We start from the raw sequence: 13,543 nt of genomic DNA on the forward strand, positions 1-13,543 counted from the left end.
GTGAGGCTTCGCCGAGGCGCAGGGGCGCTGGTGGCGCTGGCGCTGCTCGGCGCGACCGATATCGCCGGGGATCAGCGGCGGCTGGCCGATGCCCGTGCGGGCGCGGCGGCGGCGCAGGCACGTGCCCAGGCGCTGGAGCGGCAGGCCGGGGCCGAGCGTAACGCCGCCGCCATCGCCCAAGCCAGGGAGCGTGCCGTGGCGGCTCGCGTCGCGGCGGCGGAGGCCGAGGTGACGGCGGCGCGCGCGCGGGTGGACCTGGTCTCCGGATTGCTGGAGCAGCAACAGACGCGGCTCGCCCGGGCGCAGGCGCCGCTCGCGCATCTGCTGGCCGCGATGCAGAGCATGGCGGCGCGTCCCCCGCTGGCGGCGGTGGCGCAGCCGGGCTCGGTCGCCGATCTGGCGCATGTCCGCGCGGTCTTCGGCACCGTTGCCCCCGTCATCGCCGCGCGATCGGCGGCGGTCCGTACCGAGTTGGCCGCGACCCGCCGCCTGCGCGATCAGGTCGGGGTGGCGGCCCGTGCGCTGACGGCGACCACCGCCAAGCTGGAGACCGAACGCCAGGCGCTGGCCCGGCTGGAGGCGCGCCATCGCGGTCGTGCCGAGGTGCTGGGCCAGGTGGCGGTGGACGAGTCCAACCGCGCGCTGGCGTTGGGCGAAGCCGCGCGCGACATCGTCGATCGCATGGCCGAGCGTGGCGAGGCGCAGGCGATAGCGGGCGAGCTGGTCACGCTGCCGGGCCCGGTGCCGCGTCCGCTCGCGCCCGGCGTCATCGGCCCGGCCATCGCCACGGGCACCTACCGCCTGCCGGTGCAGGGCAAGGTCGCGGGCGGCTTCGGCGAGATTTCCGACTCCGGTGTCCGCGCGCGCGGCATCACCCTGGCCACGGTCCCCTACGCTCCCGTCGTCGCGCCCGCAGGCGGCGAGGTGCGCTATGCCGGTGCGTTTCGCGGCTATGGCGGCATCGTCATCGTCAACCATGGCGCGGGCTGGACCAGCCTGGTGACTGGCCTGGGCGGCATCGCGGTCAAACCCGGCCAGCGGGTCGCGGCGGGCGCGGTGCTGGGCCGGGCAGGGCAGGGGCGTGGCGGCGTGGCGCCGCGCGTGACGGTGGAATTGCGTCGCGACGGGCGGCCGATGGATATCGCAGCGGTTTTGGGGTGAGGGGAAGCTTTGGCGTTTTGGCTGAACGTCGATTCGATGAAGCCGTACGCCCCTTGGAATCCGATCGTTCACGCAATGGGATCTTTCCCGTTTCTCCATCTGCAAACAGCGATTTCGGGTGCATGCAATCGGGAAACGGAACCAGCCGATCACTATCCCTCCGGCCCGTGGAATCGATTTCCTGTTGCTGGTTCACGATCGGACAAGGCGTGCAGACCGGTAATTCACCTCACAAAGTCTTCAGATAGTCCTCGAAGCGTCTGCCGCTCTCGTGTCGGAAAATGGCCCCCGTACTGCTGATGGTGCCAATTCGGTCGGCTCGAAAATTGCGAAAGGCATTTCGGGCTTCGCACCAAGTGGTGAGGAGCCAGGCGGAGTCGAACAGGGTCAGCCCGAGCGGTCTGATGGTCCGCTCGCTCTCGTTACCCGAAAGATCCGCATAGGTGATGCGCAGGATCAGGCGTCGGCGTATCGCATCCCGCAACAGGCTCAGATGCGCCTTGGCGCTCTCGCTCTCCGATGTCTGCTTCGACACGGCCCGCAGCGGCAGGTTCGCATAGACCGCTTGCCGACCGGGTTCCATCGACGCGGCGAACTTCGCCGATGCGCGCCGTGCTGCCGCCGCCAGTGGTTCATCGCTCCGTGCCGCGATCAACCGCATCCCCAGCATCACCGCATCCATTTCGTCATGATCCAGATGCAGCGGCGGCAGGAAATAGCCGCGCTCAAGCTGATAGCCGAGGCCCGGTTCACCGCGCACCGGCGCGCCCATCGCCTGCAATGTCACCATGTCGCGGTAGATCGTTCGGACCGACACGCCGAGCAGCTCGGCGAGCGTGTCGGCCGAGATCGGCAACGACCGTCCGCGAAGGTGATCGAGGAGCGCAAAGAGGCGTAGCGAACGCATGGGGTGTCTATCAACCAATCCTGACGAAAACTGTCAGGGTCGGCGTGTATCCCGCGGCCTCACGAACGTCACCATCAGGGAATGCCATGACCACCATTTGCTATGAGATCGTCGCCTATAGGACCACGGATGCGGCGCAGGCCGACGCGGTTCGCGAACAGGCGAGGGCGTTGCTTGCTGGTCAACCGGGTTTCATCGCCTGGACGCCTTTCCAAGGGGCGGACGATGCGAATGCGCGCGTCGATCTGGTCGCGTGGACCGATCTCGATAGCGCGCGCAGGGCAGGGCAAATCGTCGGAAACGCCGATGAATTTGCCGGTTTTCGCGGCTCGGTAGCGACGGTCACGAGCATGGCGCACTATATCGCGCCCTCGCTCGACCCGCAGCCGGTCGTCGCCGGGAACGGCATCGAGCTTGGCCGCTTCAGGCTGAAGCCGGGTGTCGAGGAAGGCTCGATGCGCGCCGCCTATGACGCCATGGTATCGCGCCATCTGGCCCATCAATCCGGCTGGCGGCGCCAGCACCTGGTGAAGCTGCAGGATGGCATTTTCGTCGATCTCGCCTTTGCCGATGACCGGGAAGGGGCGGAGGCCATCTGCGCTGCCTGGGCCGGCAATGCGGATTGTGACCGGTTTCTGTCGATGATTGAGCCGATCAGCATGGAATTCGGCACGCTCGTGTAAGGCGGCGGCTGTAGGTCGGGGTGCTCCCGGAATGCCATTGCCATGGGAATGCTCCGGCCGTCTCACGGCCCGTTCATTTTTGGAAAACGGCATTTCCGTTTACGACGCCGTTGCAAGCCTCGGAGGTGTCGATAGGTTCGCGAGTATGCGTTCTTTATCGCCCCCATGCCCCACATGTGGCAAACCGGTTCCATTCATGAAGACCCAGTGGGGCCTTGGAACGCCGTTTTTCTGCAATTACTGTGGGGATGGGCTTGTTATTTCGAAGAACTTTTGGATTGGCATTAGTGCTCTTGTGGCCTTCTGGCTCTTAAAGAGTAGGACGGATTCGTTGTCCGAGACTGTCATGCTCATCGTCGTTCTCATTGCCGCGGTTCTGATTGTATCCCGCTTATTTTTGCGTCCTTAGAAGGCATAGGGATTACTCCCGCTGCCAACTGGGCATTCCCAAAACTCGATCGGTTTCGAGAACGCCGCATCGAACGCCATCCCCGATAGCCCCCACCTCCGCTCACCCCCCGTTCAGCACGGTTGCGCTTTGATTGCGTCCGGCTTCCCGCTACACAGGCGGTTCGCTTTTCTGGTCCAGGACCCTCGATGCCCAGTCCGTTCTCACGACTCCCGCTGCCGAAACGTCCGCTTCTGACTGCCACTGCCATCGTCGGCGCGCTTGCCATGGTGCCGATCACGACCTCCGCGATGGCCGCGGTGGACAGCTCGACCGTGCGGCAGTTCGACCGGTTCCTCGACGTCTATAACCGGATCAAGGCCGATTATGTCGACAAGGTCGACGACGACACGCTGATCAAGGGCGCGATCCAGGGGATGCTGGCCGCGCTCGACCCGCATAGCAGCTATGTCGACGCGCTCGACTTCGACAACCTCAAGATCCAGACCGAGGGCAATTATGGCGGCCTGGGCCTGACCGTCTCGATGGAGGACGGCGCGATCAAGGTCATCGCGCCGCAGGAGGATACGCCGGCTGGCCGCGCGGGCGTGAAGTCGGGCGATTACATCACGCACATCGACGGCAAGCTGATCTATGGCCAGTCGCTGGACGAGGCGATCGGCCAGATGCGGGGCAAGCCCGGCACCAAGATCAAGCTGACCCTGGTCCGCCCCGGCCGCGACAAGCCGATCGAGCTGACCCTGACCCGCGAGGTCATCGTCCAGCGCCCGGTGAAATGGGAAGTGAAGGGCGATGTCGGATACATCAACATCAACACCTTCTCCGAGAATACCGGTGCCGACACGCGCGGGGCGATCATGGCGATCGACAAGGCGTTGGGCCACCGGCCGCTGGGCTATGTCGTCGACCTGCGCGACAATGGCGGCGGGCTGCTGACCCAGGCGATCGCGGTCAGCGACGCGTTCCTGGACCATGGCGAGATCGTGTCGCAGCGGGGCCGCGAGAAGTCGGATATCGAGCGTTATTACGCCAAGCCCGGCGACGATGCGCATGGCCTGCCGGTGATCGTGCTGACCAACTCGGGCACCGCATCGGCGTCGGAGATCGTCGCGGGCGCGCTCCAGGATCATCACCGCGCGCTGGTGATGGGTGAGCGCAGCTTCGGCAAGGGATCGGTCCAGACGCTGCTGCCGCTGGGGCCGGAGACGGCACTTCGCCTGACCACCGCGCGCTATTATACGCCGTCCGGTCGCTCGGTGCAGGAGGGCGGGATCGAGCCGGACATCAAGGTGCCGCAGATCTCCGACCCCGATTACAAGACGCGGCCCGTCTTCCGCGAGGCCGATCTGCGCCGCCACCTGATCAACGAGGTGAAGGCCGACAATGCGATTCTGGAAGAGGATACCAAGACCGATCCACGCTTCACCGCGACGCCCGAGGCGTTGAAGAAGCAGGGGATTGAGGACTTCCAGCTCTATTACGCGCTGAAGACCGTCGCCCGGCTGGGCGGCCCGGCCCAGGTCGCCGCCGCCACCAAGCCGCCGGTGAAGTGACGATGGCCGTCATGCGCACCCGCAACGAACGGCTGGCGAACATCATCGCCCTTGCACTGCCTGCCGCTCTGCTCGCCGGGGCCTGGGGGAGCCAGCTGATCGGCGGGCTCTATCCGTGCGAGATGTGCCATTGGCAGCGCTGGCCGCATTATGCCGCGCTGGTGCCTGCCTTCCTCGCCTTCTTCGTGCCTCAGCGTAGCATCCGGGGATCGCTTGTCATCCTCGCCGCGTTGTTGATCGCGGTGTCGGGGGCGATCGGTGTGGCCCATGCCGGTGTCGAATATGGCTGGTGGCAGGGCTTCACCGCCTGCACCTCGACGGTGGATTTGAGCGGGTTGAGCGCGACCGACCGGTTGAACGCGATCATGCGGGCGCCGGTCATCCGCTGCGACGTGGCGCAATGGACGCTGGGCGGCATTTCGCTGGCCGGGTTCAATGCGATCCTGTCGCTTGGCGGGGCTGCGACGATCCTGTTTTTGATGAGGAAGGCGCGATGAGCCAGCTTCGCTGGATGCCGGGCGACCGGCGCGAACCGATGAAGGCGATGATCCGGGTGGATCAGGCGGGGGAATATGGCGCGACCCGCATCTATGCGGGGCAACTCGCGGTGCTGGGCGACCGGCATCCCTTTTCGCGCGCGATCCATCATATGGCCGAGCAGGAGGAGCGCCACCGCGCCTTTTTCGACCGGATGATCGCCGAGCGTCGGGTCCGCCCGACGCTGTTCCAGCCCTTCTGGGACAAGGCGGGTTTTGCGCTGGGCGCGATCACCGCGGCGATCGGTCCGAAGGCGGCGATGGCCTGCACCGCGGCGGTCGAGACCGAGATCGACAAACACTATCAGGAACAGCGCGACCAGCTGGGCGATAGCGACCCGGAATTGTCGGACGCCATTGCCGACTTCCAGGCCGAGGAACTGGAGCATCGCGAACACGCGATCGGCGCGGGCGCGGAAGAGGCGATCGCCTATCCGGTGATGTATGCGGTGATCCGGGCGGGCTGCAAGGTCGCGATCGCGGCGGCCAAGCGGCTCTGAACGGCAAAAGCGGGAGAGAGAGGATGACGAACCGGTCCTGGACCGCCGGCCTGTTGGCCATGATGACGTTCATGGGAACGGGCGCGACGCCCGTCCTGGCGCAGCAGGTCGCCGCCCCCGGCGCGCTGCCGCCCAAGAAGGTCGATGCGCCGGGCGAAGTGTCGCGCAACGCCCCGATCAACGGCGTGCTGACCCTGTTTGGCAATGAACGCTGCCCCACCGACAACAACGGCAACGAAATCGTGGTCTGCGTCCGTCGCGGCGCGGAGGAGCAGTTCCGCGTCCCCAAGGAACTACGCGAGCTAGAGGTGACGCCCGAGAATGAAAGCTGGGCGGCGCGCGCGACGGGCACGCTGAACGAAGGCACGGGCGTCAACAGCATCGGCAGTTGCTCGGCGGTGGGTGCGGGCGGCGCGACCGGCTGTTTCGTCCAGCGCGCGCGCGAAAACCGCGCGGTGAACGCCCAGCGCAAGCGGGACGAGGCGCCGCCCAATCCTTGATGCTCTTTGAGGGGGTGAGGCGGACTTGGCGTTTTTCATAATGCCCTACCCCCGCGGGAAGGGATAATGGGGAAGACCCGCTGCGGTAGACGCCACCGCGTTTCACGCTGAAGGGTGTGGAAGTACGCGCTCGAGGCGATGGTTCGGCAGATGTCGGCCCTTGGCCTTCGACTGCGCTCAGGCTGAACGGATGGGGGCAGAGTAGAGGCGGATTTGTCCCACGACCCCCGCCAAACTATCCCAACCTCCGTTCACGCTGAGCGAAGTCGAAGCGTACGCCCCAGCCCTCGCGGCTAGGTGTTTAATCCAGCCAAGCTGAAGCGCCACCCCGGCGGAGGCCGGGGTCAAGTTGGGGGTGCGATTGTGATGATCCAGTGCGCTTCATCGCTGAATCCTTCGCAACTGGACCCCGGCCTTTGCCGGGGTGGCAGGGCAATAGTTCGGGGCAGGTGGATCAAACACCTAGACACATTCTGGACACCGCCTCGCACGTCCAGCGGAACCTGAATCAGGCCCCGCTACACCCCTCAAGCCGCCGCCTGTACCCTCGGAACCTGGGCGATCCGTTCGAGTGCCAGCGCGCGGGCGGCTTCGTCGGGGGTGATGCCGTTGCGCTCGGCCAGGGCGAGAACCGCCGCCATCTTGTTGCCGATCGCCAGCACCCGCCGCCGAACCTCCGGGGAGCGCCAGCCGATATACTCGCCCGCGACGTTGATGATCCCGCCCGCATTGGCCAGGAAGTCCGGCGCATAGAGCACGTCGCGCTCGGCCAGTCGGTCGGCCATGTCCTCGCTGGCCAACTGGTTGTTGGCCGCGCCGCACACGACCTTGGCGCGCAACTGCTCCACCGTCTCGGCCTCCAGCACGCCACCCAGCGCGCACGGTGCCAGCACGTCGACCCGCGCGGACAGCAAGGCCCGGCTGCTCATGACCATCGCGCCGAACCGGTCGGCGGCGCGCGCCGCGACCTCGCTGCGCGGTTCGGCGACGACCAGTTTCGCGCCCTGTTCGTGCAGCAATTCGCACAGCGCATAGCCGACATGGCCCAACCCCTGCACGCCGACCGTCACGTCGGACAGTTCCGCACCCAATCGCTGGCGGACCGCGACGCGCATCGCCTGCACCACGCCCAGCGCGGTCCAGGGCGAGGGGTCGCCGCCCGGCTTCTGGCCCGAGACGGGCAGCCCCGCGACATGGCGGGTGCAGGTGGCAACGTTAGCCATGTCCGCCACGCTGGTCCCGACATCCTCGGCGGTGACGTAACGGCCCTTCAGCTCGGCCACCTGGCGGCCGAAGGCGCGGAACAGCGCGGCGCGGTCGAACGGCCCCCGCGGCGCGCGGATCACGGCCTTGCCGCCGCCAAAAGGCAGGTCGGCCAGCGCGTTCTTCAACGCCATGCCCTCGGCCAGGCGCAGGGCATCGACCGTCGCGGCACGATCATCGGCATAATGCCACAAGCGGCACCCGCCCGCCGCCGGGCCGAGCGTGGTCGAATGCAGCACGATGACGCCGCTCGCCCCGCTGTCCTCGTCGTGGAACGTCACCACCTCTTCGGGGGGCAGGCTTTGTCTGTCTTGGGCTTGGCGCAGCATCGGTCTTGTCCCTGAAATTCCGTCTGGCAATGGAATAGCCCGGAATGCGGGGCGAAACTGATCCCATTGGCTGGGCAATCCACGATTTTGCGGATAGATTGACCCGCTGTTGGCGATATGGAGGATGAAATTTCGCACGACCTCGACATCTGGGAACGGCGCATCCTCGCCTTGCTGCAAGAGGATGCCAGTCTGTCGACCGCGGCCATCGCCGAGGCGGTGGGCCTGTCGGCCTCGCCCTGCTGGCGGCGGATCGACCGGCTGGAGCGGGACGGCATCATCAAGCGCCGGGTCGCGCTGGTCGATCGCACCAAGGTCGGCCTGAAGGCGCAGATCTTCGCGCAGGTAAAGCTCAACGCGCATGGCCGGGCCAATCTCGACGAATTCTCCGCCGCGATCCGCGAGGTGCCGGAGGTGATGGAATGCCATGTCCTGATGGGCTCGGTCGACTTCATGCTGCGCATCGTGGCGGCGGATATCGAATCCTATGAGCGGCTGTTCTTCGAGAAGCTGTCCAACCTGCCGGGGGTGCAGGAAATCAACTCGACGGTGGCGCTGTCGGAGATCAAGTCGACCACCTCGCTGCCGATTGCGGGGTAGCTCTGGTCCTTCCGTGACGGGCGGGATTGGGGCATTGCCACTCACTGCCCACCCCGGTAGCCCGGACGCGAACCATGGAGTGGTCCGATGACGCGGTGGCAGGGCTTGGGCGGCATTCGGGCGGGGCTGTTCCTGCTGGTCTGGTTCTCCTGTGCGTGGTTCGGATCGTGGGAGTTCAATCCCAACAACGCCACCCGCCTGTTCGCCGCGATCCGCATGGTCGAGAACGGCACCGCGACCATCGACCCGCTCGCACCGCTGACCATCGACAAGGCGCAGTTCGGGTCGCACGCCTATCTCGACAAGGCGCCGGGCATGACGCTGATGGCGCTGCCCGCCGTCGCGATGACCGACCTCGTCACCGGCGACCGGGCCGAGCGTCACGTCCTGTCCACGGTCGATCCGGGGTTCGTCGATTATCTGAAGCTGCGCACCCGTGCCGCCGCAGCGACCGGATCGGCGTTGCTGACCGCGATCGCCGCCGTCCTGTTGTTCGACATGGCACGTCGACTGACCAGCCGTGCGGGGGCGGGGTTGTTCGCGGCGCTCGGCTATGCGCTGGGCACGCCGATCTGGGGCTATGCGACCACGCTGCTCGGCCATGCGAGCGTCGCGGCGCTGTTCGTCATCGGGTTGGCGGGCGTGGCGCGGGGCGGCAGGCCTTGGCTGGCGGCGGCGGGACTGGCGCTCGGCTGGGCGGTGGTGGTCGAGTATCAGGCGGTCCTGGCCGGGTCGGTCATCGGCCTATGGGCTTTGTGGCGACACCGTGCGAGCCCGAAGGCGCTGGTGCCGTTCGTGGTGGCGGGGCTGGTGGGGCTGATCCCGCTCTTCGCCTATAACCTCTTCGCCTTCGGCACGCCGTTCCGCATCGGCTATTCGGGCGTGGTCGGGTTCGAGGGGATGAATCAGGGCCTCTTCGGGCTGACCTTTCCCCGGATTGCAGTGCTGCGCGAGATCCTGTTCGGGCCGACGCGCGGGATCGCCTGGGTTGCACCGGTGCTGGTGCTGGCCCCGATCGGGTTGTGGCGGCTGGCGGAAGAGCGGACGACGCGGGGCCTCGCCCTGACCGCCGCCGGGGTCGCGATCGTCGCGCTGCTGGTCAACGCGGCCTATGTTTATTGGGACGGCGGCAATGCGACGGGCCCGCGCCATGCGATGCCGCTGGTGGGGGTGATGGCGCTGGGCCTGGCCCCGCTCTGGGCGATGGCTCGGGCGCTATGGGTGCGGGTGCTACTGGCGCTGCTGCTGGCGGGATCGATCGCGATCAACCTGACCATCGCCTCGGCCGAGATCTTCGCGCCGCCGACCTTCCGCTGGGCCTGGTGGCAGGCGGTGATGCAGCAGCGCTTCCTTGTCGGCGATCTGCGCACCATCCCCTCCGAATGGTGGGGATGGACGACCTGGGCTGGCCTGTATTTGTGGGCGGCGGTCACGATCCCGCTCGCCCTGTGGCTCGCTCAGTCCTGCGCGCGCTTCAGCCCGCGCACCCGGTGCCAGACATAAAGGCCGATCAGCACGACCAGCACGATGCCGATCGCCAGGTCGGCGCGGTGGAAGAAGGCCTTCACGCGCGGGTCCGAATCCCACTTCTCGCCCAGCTCGCGCCCGACAATGGCCAGCACCAGGCAGAAGGGCCAGCTGCCGATAAAGGTATAGAGGTGGAAGGGGACGAGCTTCATCCGCGCGACCCCGGCGGGGAAGGCGATGAAGGTGCGGATGACCGGGAGCAGCCGCCCGATCAGCACCGCGATCGAGCCATAGCGCGCGAAGAAGCGATCCGCCGCGTCCAGCTCGCCCGGCCCGATCAGGAGGTATTTGCCCCAGCGCTCGGCGACCGGCCGCCCGCCGCGCTTGCCGATCTCATAGGCGACGACCGAGCCCAGATTGCAGCCCAGCGCGCCCGCCGTCGCGGCGAGGTACAGGTTGAACTGGCCGGTGGACACCAGATAGCCCGCGAACGGCATGATGATCTCGGACGGCAACGGGATGCACGCGCTCTCGATCGCCATCAGCAGCGTGATGCCCAGATAGCCGCCCGTCGAAATGACCCAGATGGCAAAGCTCGCCAGTGCGGAAAGAATATGTTCGACCATGGGGCCAGCGACTTGCGCGATCGGGGGGCGGGGGTCAATCGGAACCGCGCAGGGTGGCGGTCGGTTTGGGACGGCATGACGATGCTCACTCTGAACGACGGCCGCCGCCTGCCCCAACTGGGGCTGGGCACGTATCAAATCCCGGATTCGCAGGTTCCGCTGGTGGTCCGGCGTGGGCTCGACACCGGATACAGGCTGGTCGACACCGCCGCCATCTATGGCAATGAACGCGGCGTGGGCGAGGGCTTCCGTGACGCCGATGCGTTCCTGACCACCAAACTGTGGAACGATCGCCACCGCGATGCCGAGGCGGCGCTGGACGAAAGCCTGGCGCTGCTGGGCGTCGAGGCGGTCGACCTGTACCTGATTCACTGGCCGGTGCCCGCCGAGGACGCCTATGTCGAGGCTTGGCAGAGCCTGATCGCGCTTCGCGATGCGGGCAAGGCGACGTCGATCGGCGTGTCGAACTTTCTCCCCGAGCATCTCGACCGGATCATCGAGGCGACCGGCGTGGTGCCTGCCGTCAACCAGATCGAACTCCACCCCCGCTTCCAGCAGCGCGAGGCGCGCGCCTATCACGAGGCCAAGGGCATCGTGACCCAGAGTTGGAGTCCGTTGGGGCAGGGTGGCGAATTGCTAAAAATGCCCGAGATCGTCTCGATCGCCAAGAAGCATGCCCGCTCGACCGCACAGGTGGTGCTGGCCTGGCATCTGGCACACGGCCTGTCGGTCATCCCCAAGGCGGCGGACGCGGCGCACATGGCGGACAATTTCGCCGCAACCGAGCTGACGCTGGACGACGAGGACATGGCGGCGATCGACGCGCTGGACGATGCCGATGGGCGGATCGGTCCCGACCCGCGAACGATGTGAGGCAGAACCGCGTCGATATCCCGGTTGACAGAAAGTCGCATATGAACATATTAGGACACGTTCATATGTTGATATTTGCATGACTCCGGATGAAGGCGCGTTGCTGGCCGATGTGTTTCGCCTGTTGGGCGAACCCAATCGGTTGAGGCTGGTGGTGGGGTGCCTGGATGGGCCACGCACTGTCGGCGAACTGACGCAGGAAGTCGGCGTGAGCCAGAGCTTGGTTTCGCAGCATCTCCGGCTGCTGCGGGCCGGGCGGCTGCTCAAGCAGAGCCGACAGGGGCGGAACGTATTCTACGAACTGCCCGACTGTCATATCCGCACCATGCTGACCAACATGATGGACCACGTACTCGAACCCGAATCCGTAGATGAGGAGTAAGTCGAATGGCCGTCACCGTCGATCAAGTAAAGTGTGCCTGCGCCGACTGCGTTTGCATCGTCAGCGTCAACAACGCGATTGAAGCCGAAGGCCGCAGCTTCTGCAGCGATGCCTGCGCGCATCATCATGAAGGCGGCAATGGCTGCGACCATGCCGGTTGCACCTGCCACGGCTGATGGATGTGAGGACCGGGTGCTTTGTGCATCCGGTCCTCATTCATTGGGGGGTTCCGGCCGGATTGATATTCAGGTTGCAGGACTTCTGTTCCTCCCCTGACAGGGGAGGGATTCAAGGCGTGGCGGTTGATCCTACGACAACGCCCCCGCCGCCAGCTTCAAATCCTCGACGAACCGCGCATATTCCACCTTCTTCGCCTCCGGATCGGGCAGGCGGAGCAGGTAGCTGGGGTGTACGGTGATGAACGCGGTCCCGCCATCGGGCAGCGTCAGGGCCTTGCCCCGCTCCCGGCCGATGGTCATGACCTTGCCGAACAGCGAGCGCGCCGCCGTTGCGCCCAGGGCCACCGTCACCTTGGGCTGGATCAACAGGCGTTCCTGTTCGACCCACCAGCGGCACGCCTGAATCTCCCCGGCATTGGGCGAGCTGTGGATGCGGCGCTTCCCGCGCGGTTCGAATTTGAAGTGCTTGACCGCGTTGGTGACATACGCGGTCGCGCGGTCGATCCCGGCCTCTGCCACCGCGCGGTCGAACACCTGCCCGGCTGGGCCGACAAAGGGATGGCCCGCCAGATCCTCCTGGTCGCCGGGCTGCTCGCCGACGAACATCAGCGCGGCATCGACCGGGCCTTCGCCGAAGACCGTCTGCGTCGCGGGGGCATGAAGCGGACAGCGGGTGCAGCCCATCGCTTCGTCACGGAGCGCGGCCCAGGCTGCTTTCGCATTCCCGCCGCGCCCGGTCCGGGCATCCGCTCTGGCCGTGTCGATCATGCCTGCCTCCCGCGCCTGCGCGCCTGCGATCAATTCGGAGACCAACGCGGTTTCCGGCATGTTTTTCCAGTATTTGCGCGGCATCTCCTTCATCATCGCGCCGATCTTCAGGCGGGCGGGGTTGAAGATGCTGGCATAATAGGTCTTCCACACCGCCTCGGTCGGATCGCCCTCCGGCGCGTCCGTCTTCGTTGCGCCAGGGCCTTCCTCCAATGTCTTGCCGTCCCAGTGGAGCGAAACCTCCGGCGTCAGGATCGACCAGCGCATCGTGGTGAAGCGGTTGACGAAGAACGCCGCATTGGCGCGCACGATATGATGCTCGGGCTCGAACCAGGCGACATAGCGTGGGCCGTCATCATCCTCGGTCTCGCGAAAACGGACGAAGGCGCGCATCTTGTGGATGTCGCGCCGCACCGCCTTGGCCAGCCGGTCGAGGCGGCGGATCAGCGGATCGGCCTGGTCCTCGATCAGCCGGGGCTGTCGCCGCAGCCGGTCGAGCGCGGTGTGGAGCAGGGCGAAACGCTCCGGATCGTTGGACAGGATGACGCTGCGGGCGAGGTCGATGAAGCCGCGCGAGACGGAGAAGCGCGGGGCCTCGGCGGCGGGGGCCTGCTCCGCCACCGCACCGAACAGATCGGCGCTTTGCTCGCCGACCTGCCACACGACCTGGTCGGGCGGCACGCTATCGGCGACCAGCAAGCGCGCGGCGTCGCGCCAGCCGTCGAAATCATCGGGGGCGGGGAGGGTTACGATGCGCATGTTCTAGCCCCCTCCCCTGGAGGGGAGCAGTGAGCGGGCACCTGCCCG

The 13,543-nt window shown here is 66.4% G+C and carries 15 protein-coding genes; 11 read left to right on the forward strand and 4 right to left on the reverse strand.

Translation table 11 applies throughout. The features are described from left to right. A complete protein-coding gene (locus tag SOM26_RS05175) occupies nt 1-1,161 on the forward strand; it encodes a murein hydrolase activator EnvC family protein (protein ID WP_320451664.1) in 1,161 nt (386 codons plus the stop codon). Nucleotides 1,162-1,390: 229 nt separating this feature from the next. On the opposite strand, the gene SOM26_RS05180 is transcribed toward SOM26_RS05175, so the two are convergent. Further along, a complete protein-coding gene (locus SOM26_RS05180; RefSeq protein WP_320451665.1) occupies nt 1,391-2,068 on the reverse strand; it encodes a helix-turn-helix transcriptional regulator in 678 nt (225 codons plus the stop codon). A 44-nt stretch (nt 2,069-2,112) separates the two neighbouring features. Between SOM26_RS05180 and SOM26_RS05185 the strand changes: the two genes are divergently transcribed. The 5 genes from SOM26_RS05185 (at nt 2,113) to SOM26_RS05205 (ending at nt 6,249) form a co-directional block, all read left to right on the forward strand. Beyond that, complete coding sequence (locus SOM26_RS05185; RefSeq protein WP_320451666.1) at nt 2,113-2,751, forward strand: hypothetical protein; 639 nt, start codon at nt 2,113-2,115, stop codon at nt 2,749-2,751. Nucleotides 2,752-3,348: 597 nt separating this feature from the next. After that, a complete protein-coding gene (locus SOM26_RS05190; RefSeq protein ID WP_414712014.1) occupies nt 3,349-4,713 on the forward strand; it encodes a S41 family peptidase in 1,365 nt (454 codons plus the stop codon). A gap of 2 nt (nt 4,714-4,715) precedes the next feature. Beyond that, nucleotides 4,716-5,210: a disulfide bond formation protein B gene (locus tag SOM26_RS05195; protein ID WP_320451667.1), complete on the forward strand. Its 495-nt coding sequence runs from the start codon at nt 4,716-4,718 to the stop codon at nt 5,208-5,210. Continuing rightward, nucleotides 5,207-5,749 carry a demethoxyubiquinone hydroxylase family protein gene (locus SOM26_RS05200; protein WP_320451668.1) on the forward strand — a complete coding sequence of 181 codons (543 nt, stop codon included), beginning with the start codon at nt 5,207-5,209 and terminating at the stop codon, nt 5,747-5,749. The genes SOM26_RS05195 and SOM26_RS05200 overlap by 4 nt, the downstream gene beginning before the upstream one ends. 59 nt (nt 5,750-5,808) lie before the next feature. After that, nucleotides 5,809-6,249 carry a hypothetical protein gene (locus tag SOM26_RS05205; protein WP_320451669.1) on the forward strand — a complete coding sequence of 147 codons (441 nt, stop codon included), beginning with the start codon at nt 5,809-5,811 and terminating at the stop codon, nt 6,247-6,249. A 527-nt stretch (nt 6,250-6,776) separates the two neighbouring features. Here SOM26_RS05205 and SOM26_RS05210 read toward each other — a convergent pair. Continuing rightward, the gene (locus SOM26_RS05210) at nt 6,777-7,841 is read right to left on the reverse strand and encodes a Glu/Leu/Phe/Val family dehydrogenase (protein WP_320451670.1); all 1,065 of its coding nucleotides are present in this window, start codon (nt 7,839-7,841) and stop codon (nt 6,777-6,779) included. Between the two features lie 117 nt (nt 7,842-7,958). Between SOM26_RS05210 and SOM26_RS05215 the strand changes: the two genes are divergently transcribed. Both SOM26_RS05215 and SOM26_RS05220 read left to right on the forward strand, forming a co-directional pair. Beyond that, on the forward strand, nt 7,959-8,441 hold the full coding sequence (locus SOM26_RS05215) for an Lrp/AsnC family transcriptional regulator (RefSeq protein WP_320451671.1): 483 nt from the start codon (nt 7,959-7,961) through the stop codon (nt 8,439-8,441). A gap of 87 nt (nt 8,442-8,528) precedes the next feature. Then, a complete protein-coding gene (locus tag SOM26_RS05220) occupies nt 8,529-9,944 on the forward strand; it encodes a hypothetical protein (protein WP_320451672.1) in 1,416 nt (471 codons plus the stop codon). Here the strand turns inward: SOM26_RS05220 and SOM26_RS05225 are convergent. Then, the gene (locus SOM26_RS05225; RefSeq protein ID WP_058715203.1) at nt 9,899-10,534 is read right to left on the reverse strand and encodes a DedA family protein; all 636 of its coding nucleotides are present in this window, start codon (nt 10,532-10,534) and stop codon (nt 9,899-9,901) included. The two genes, SOM26_RS05220 and SOM26_RS05225, sit on opposite strands and share 46 nt — an antisense overlap. 75 nt (nt 10,535-10,609) lie before the next feature. Between SOM26_RS05225 and SOM26_RS05230 the strand changes: the two genes are divergently transcribed. The 3 genes from SOM26_RS05230 (at nt 10,610) to SOM26_RS05240 (ending at nt 11,965) form a co-directional block, all read left to right on the forward strand. After that, the gene (locus SOM26_RS05230; protein WP_320451673.1) at nt 10,610-11,407 is read left to right on the forward strand and encodes an aldo/keto reductase; all 798 of its coding nucleotides are present in this window, start codon (nt 10,610-10,612) and stop codon (nt 11,405-11,407) included. 79 nt (nt 11,408-11,486) lie between these two features. Continuing rightward, on the forward strand, nt 11,487-11,789 hold the full coding sequence (locus SOM26_RS05235; RefSeq protein ID WP_320451674.1) for an ArsR/SmtB family transcription factor: 303 nt from the start codon (nt 11,487-11,489) through the stop codon (nt 11,787-11,789). Nucleotides 11,790-11,794: 5 nt separating this feature from the next. Beyond that, nucleotides 11,795-11,965, forward strand: coding sequence for a metallothionein (locus tag SOM26_RS05240; RefSeq protein WP_320451675.1), 171 nt, complete (start codon nt 11,795-11,797; stop codon nt 11,963-11,965). A gap of 132 nt (nt 11,966-12,097) precedes the next feature. Here SOM26_RS05240 and SOM26_RS05245 read toward each other — a convergent pair whose 3' ends face one another. Continuing rightward, entirely contained in the window at nt 12,098-13,495 is a 1,398-nt protein-coding gene (locus SOM26_RS05245; protein WP_320451676.1) for a UdgX family uracil-DNA binding protein, read from the reverse strand. Nucleotides 13,496-13,543: the final 48 nt, after the last annotated feature.

Source organism: Sphingomonas sp. CFBP8993 (assembly GCF_034044895.1).
Classification (GTDB): domain Bacteria; phylum Pseudomonadota; class Alphaproteobacteria; order Sphingomonadales; family Sphingomonadaceae; genus Sphingomonas.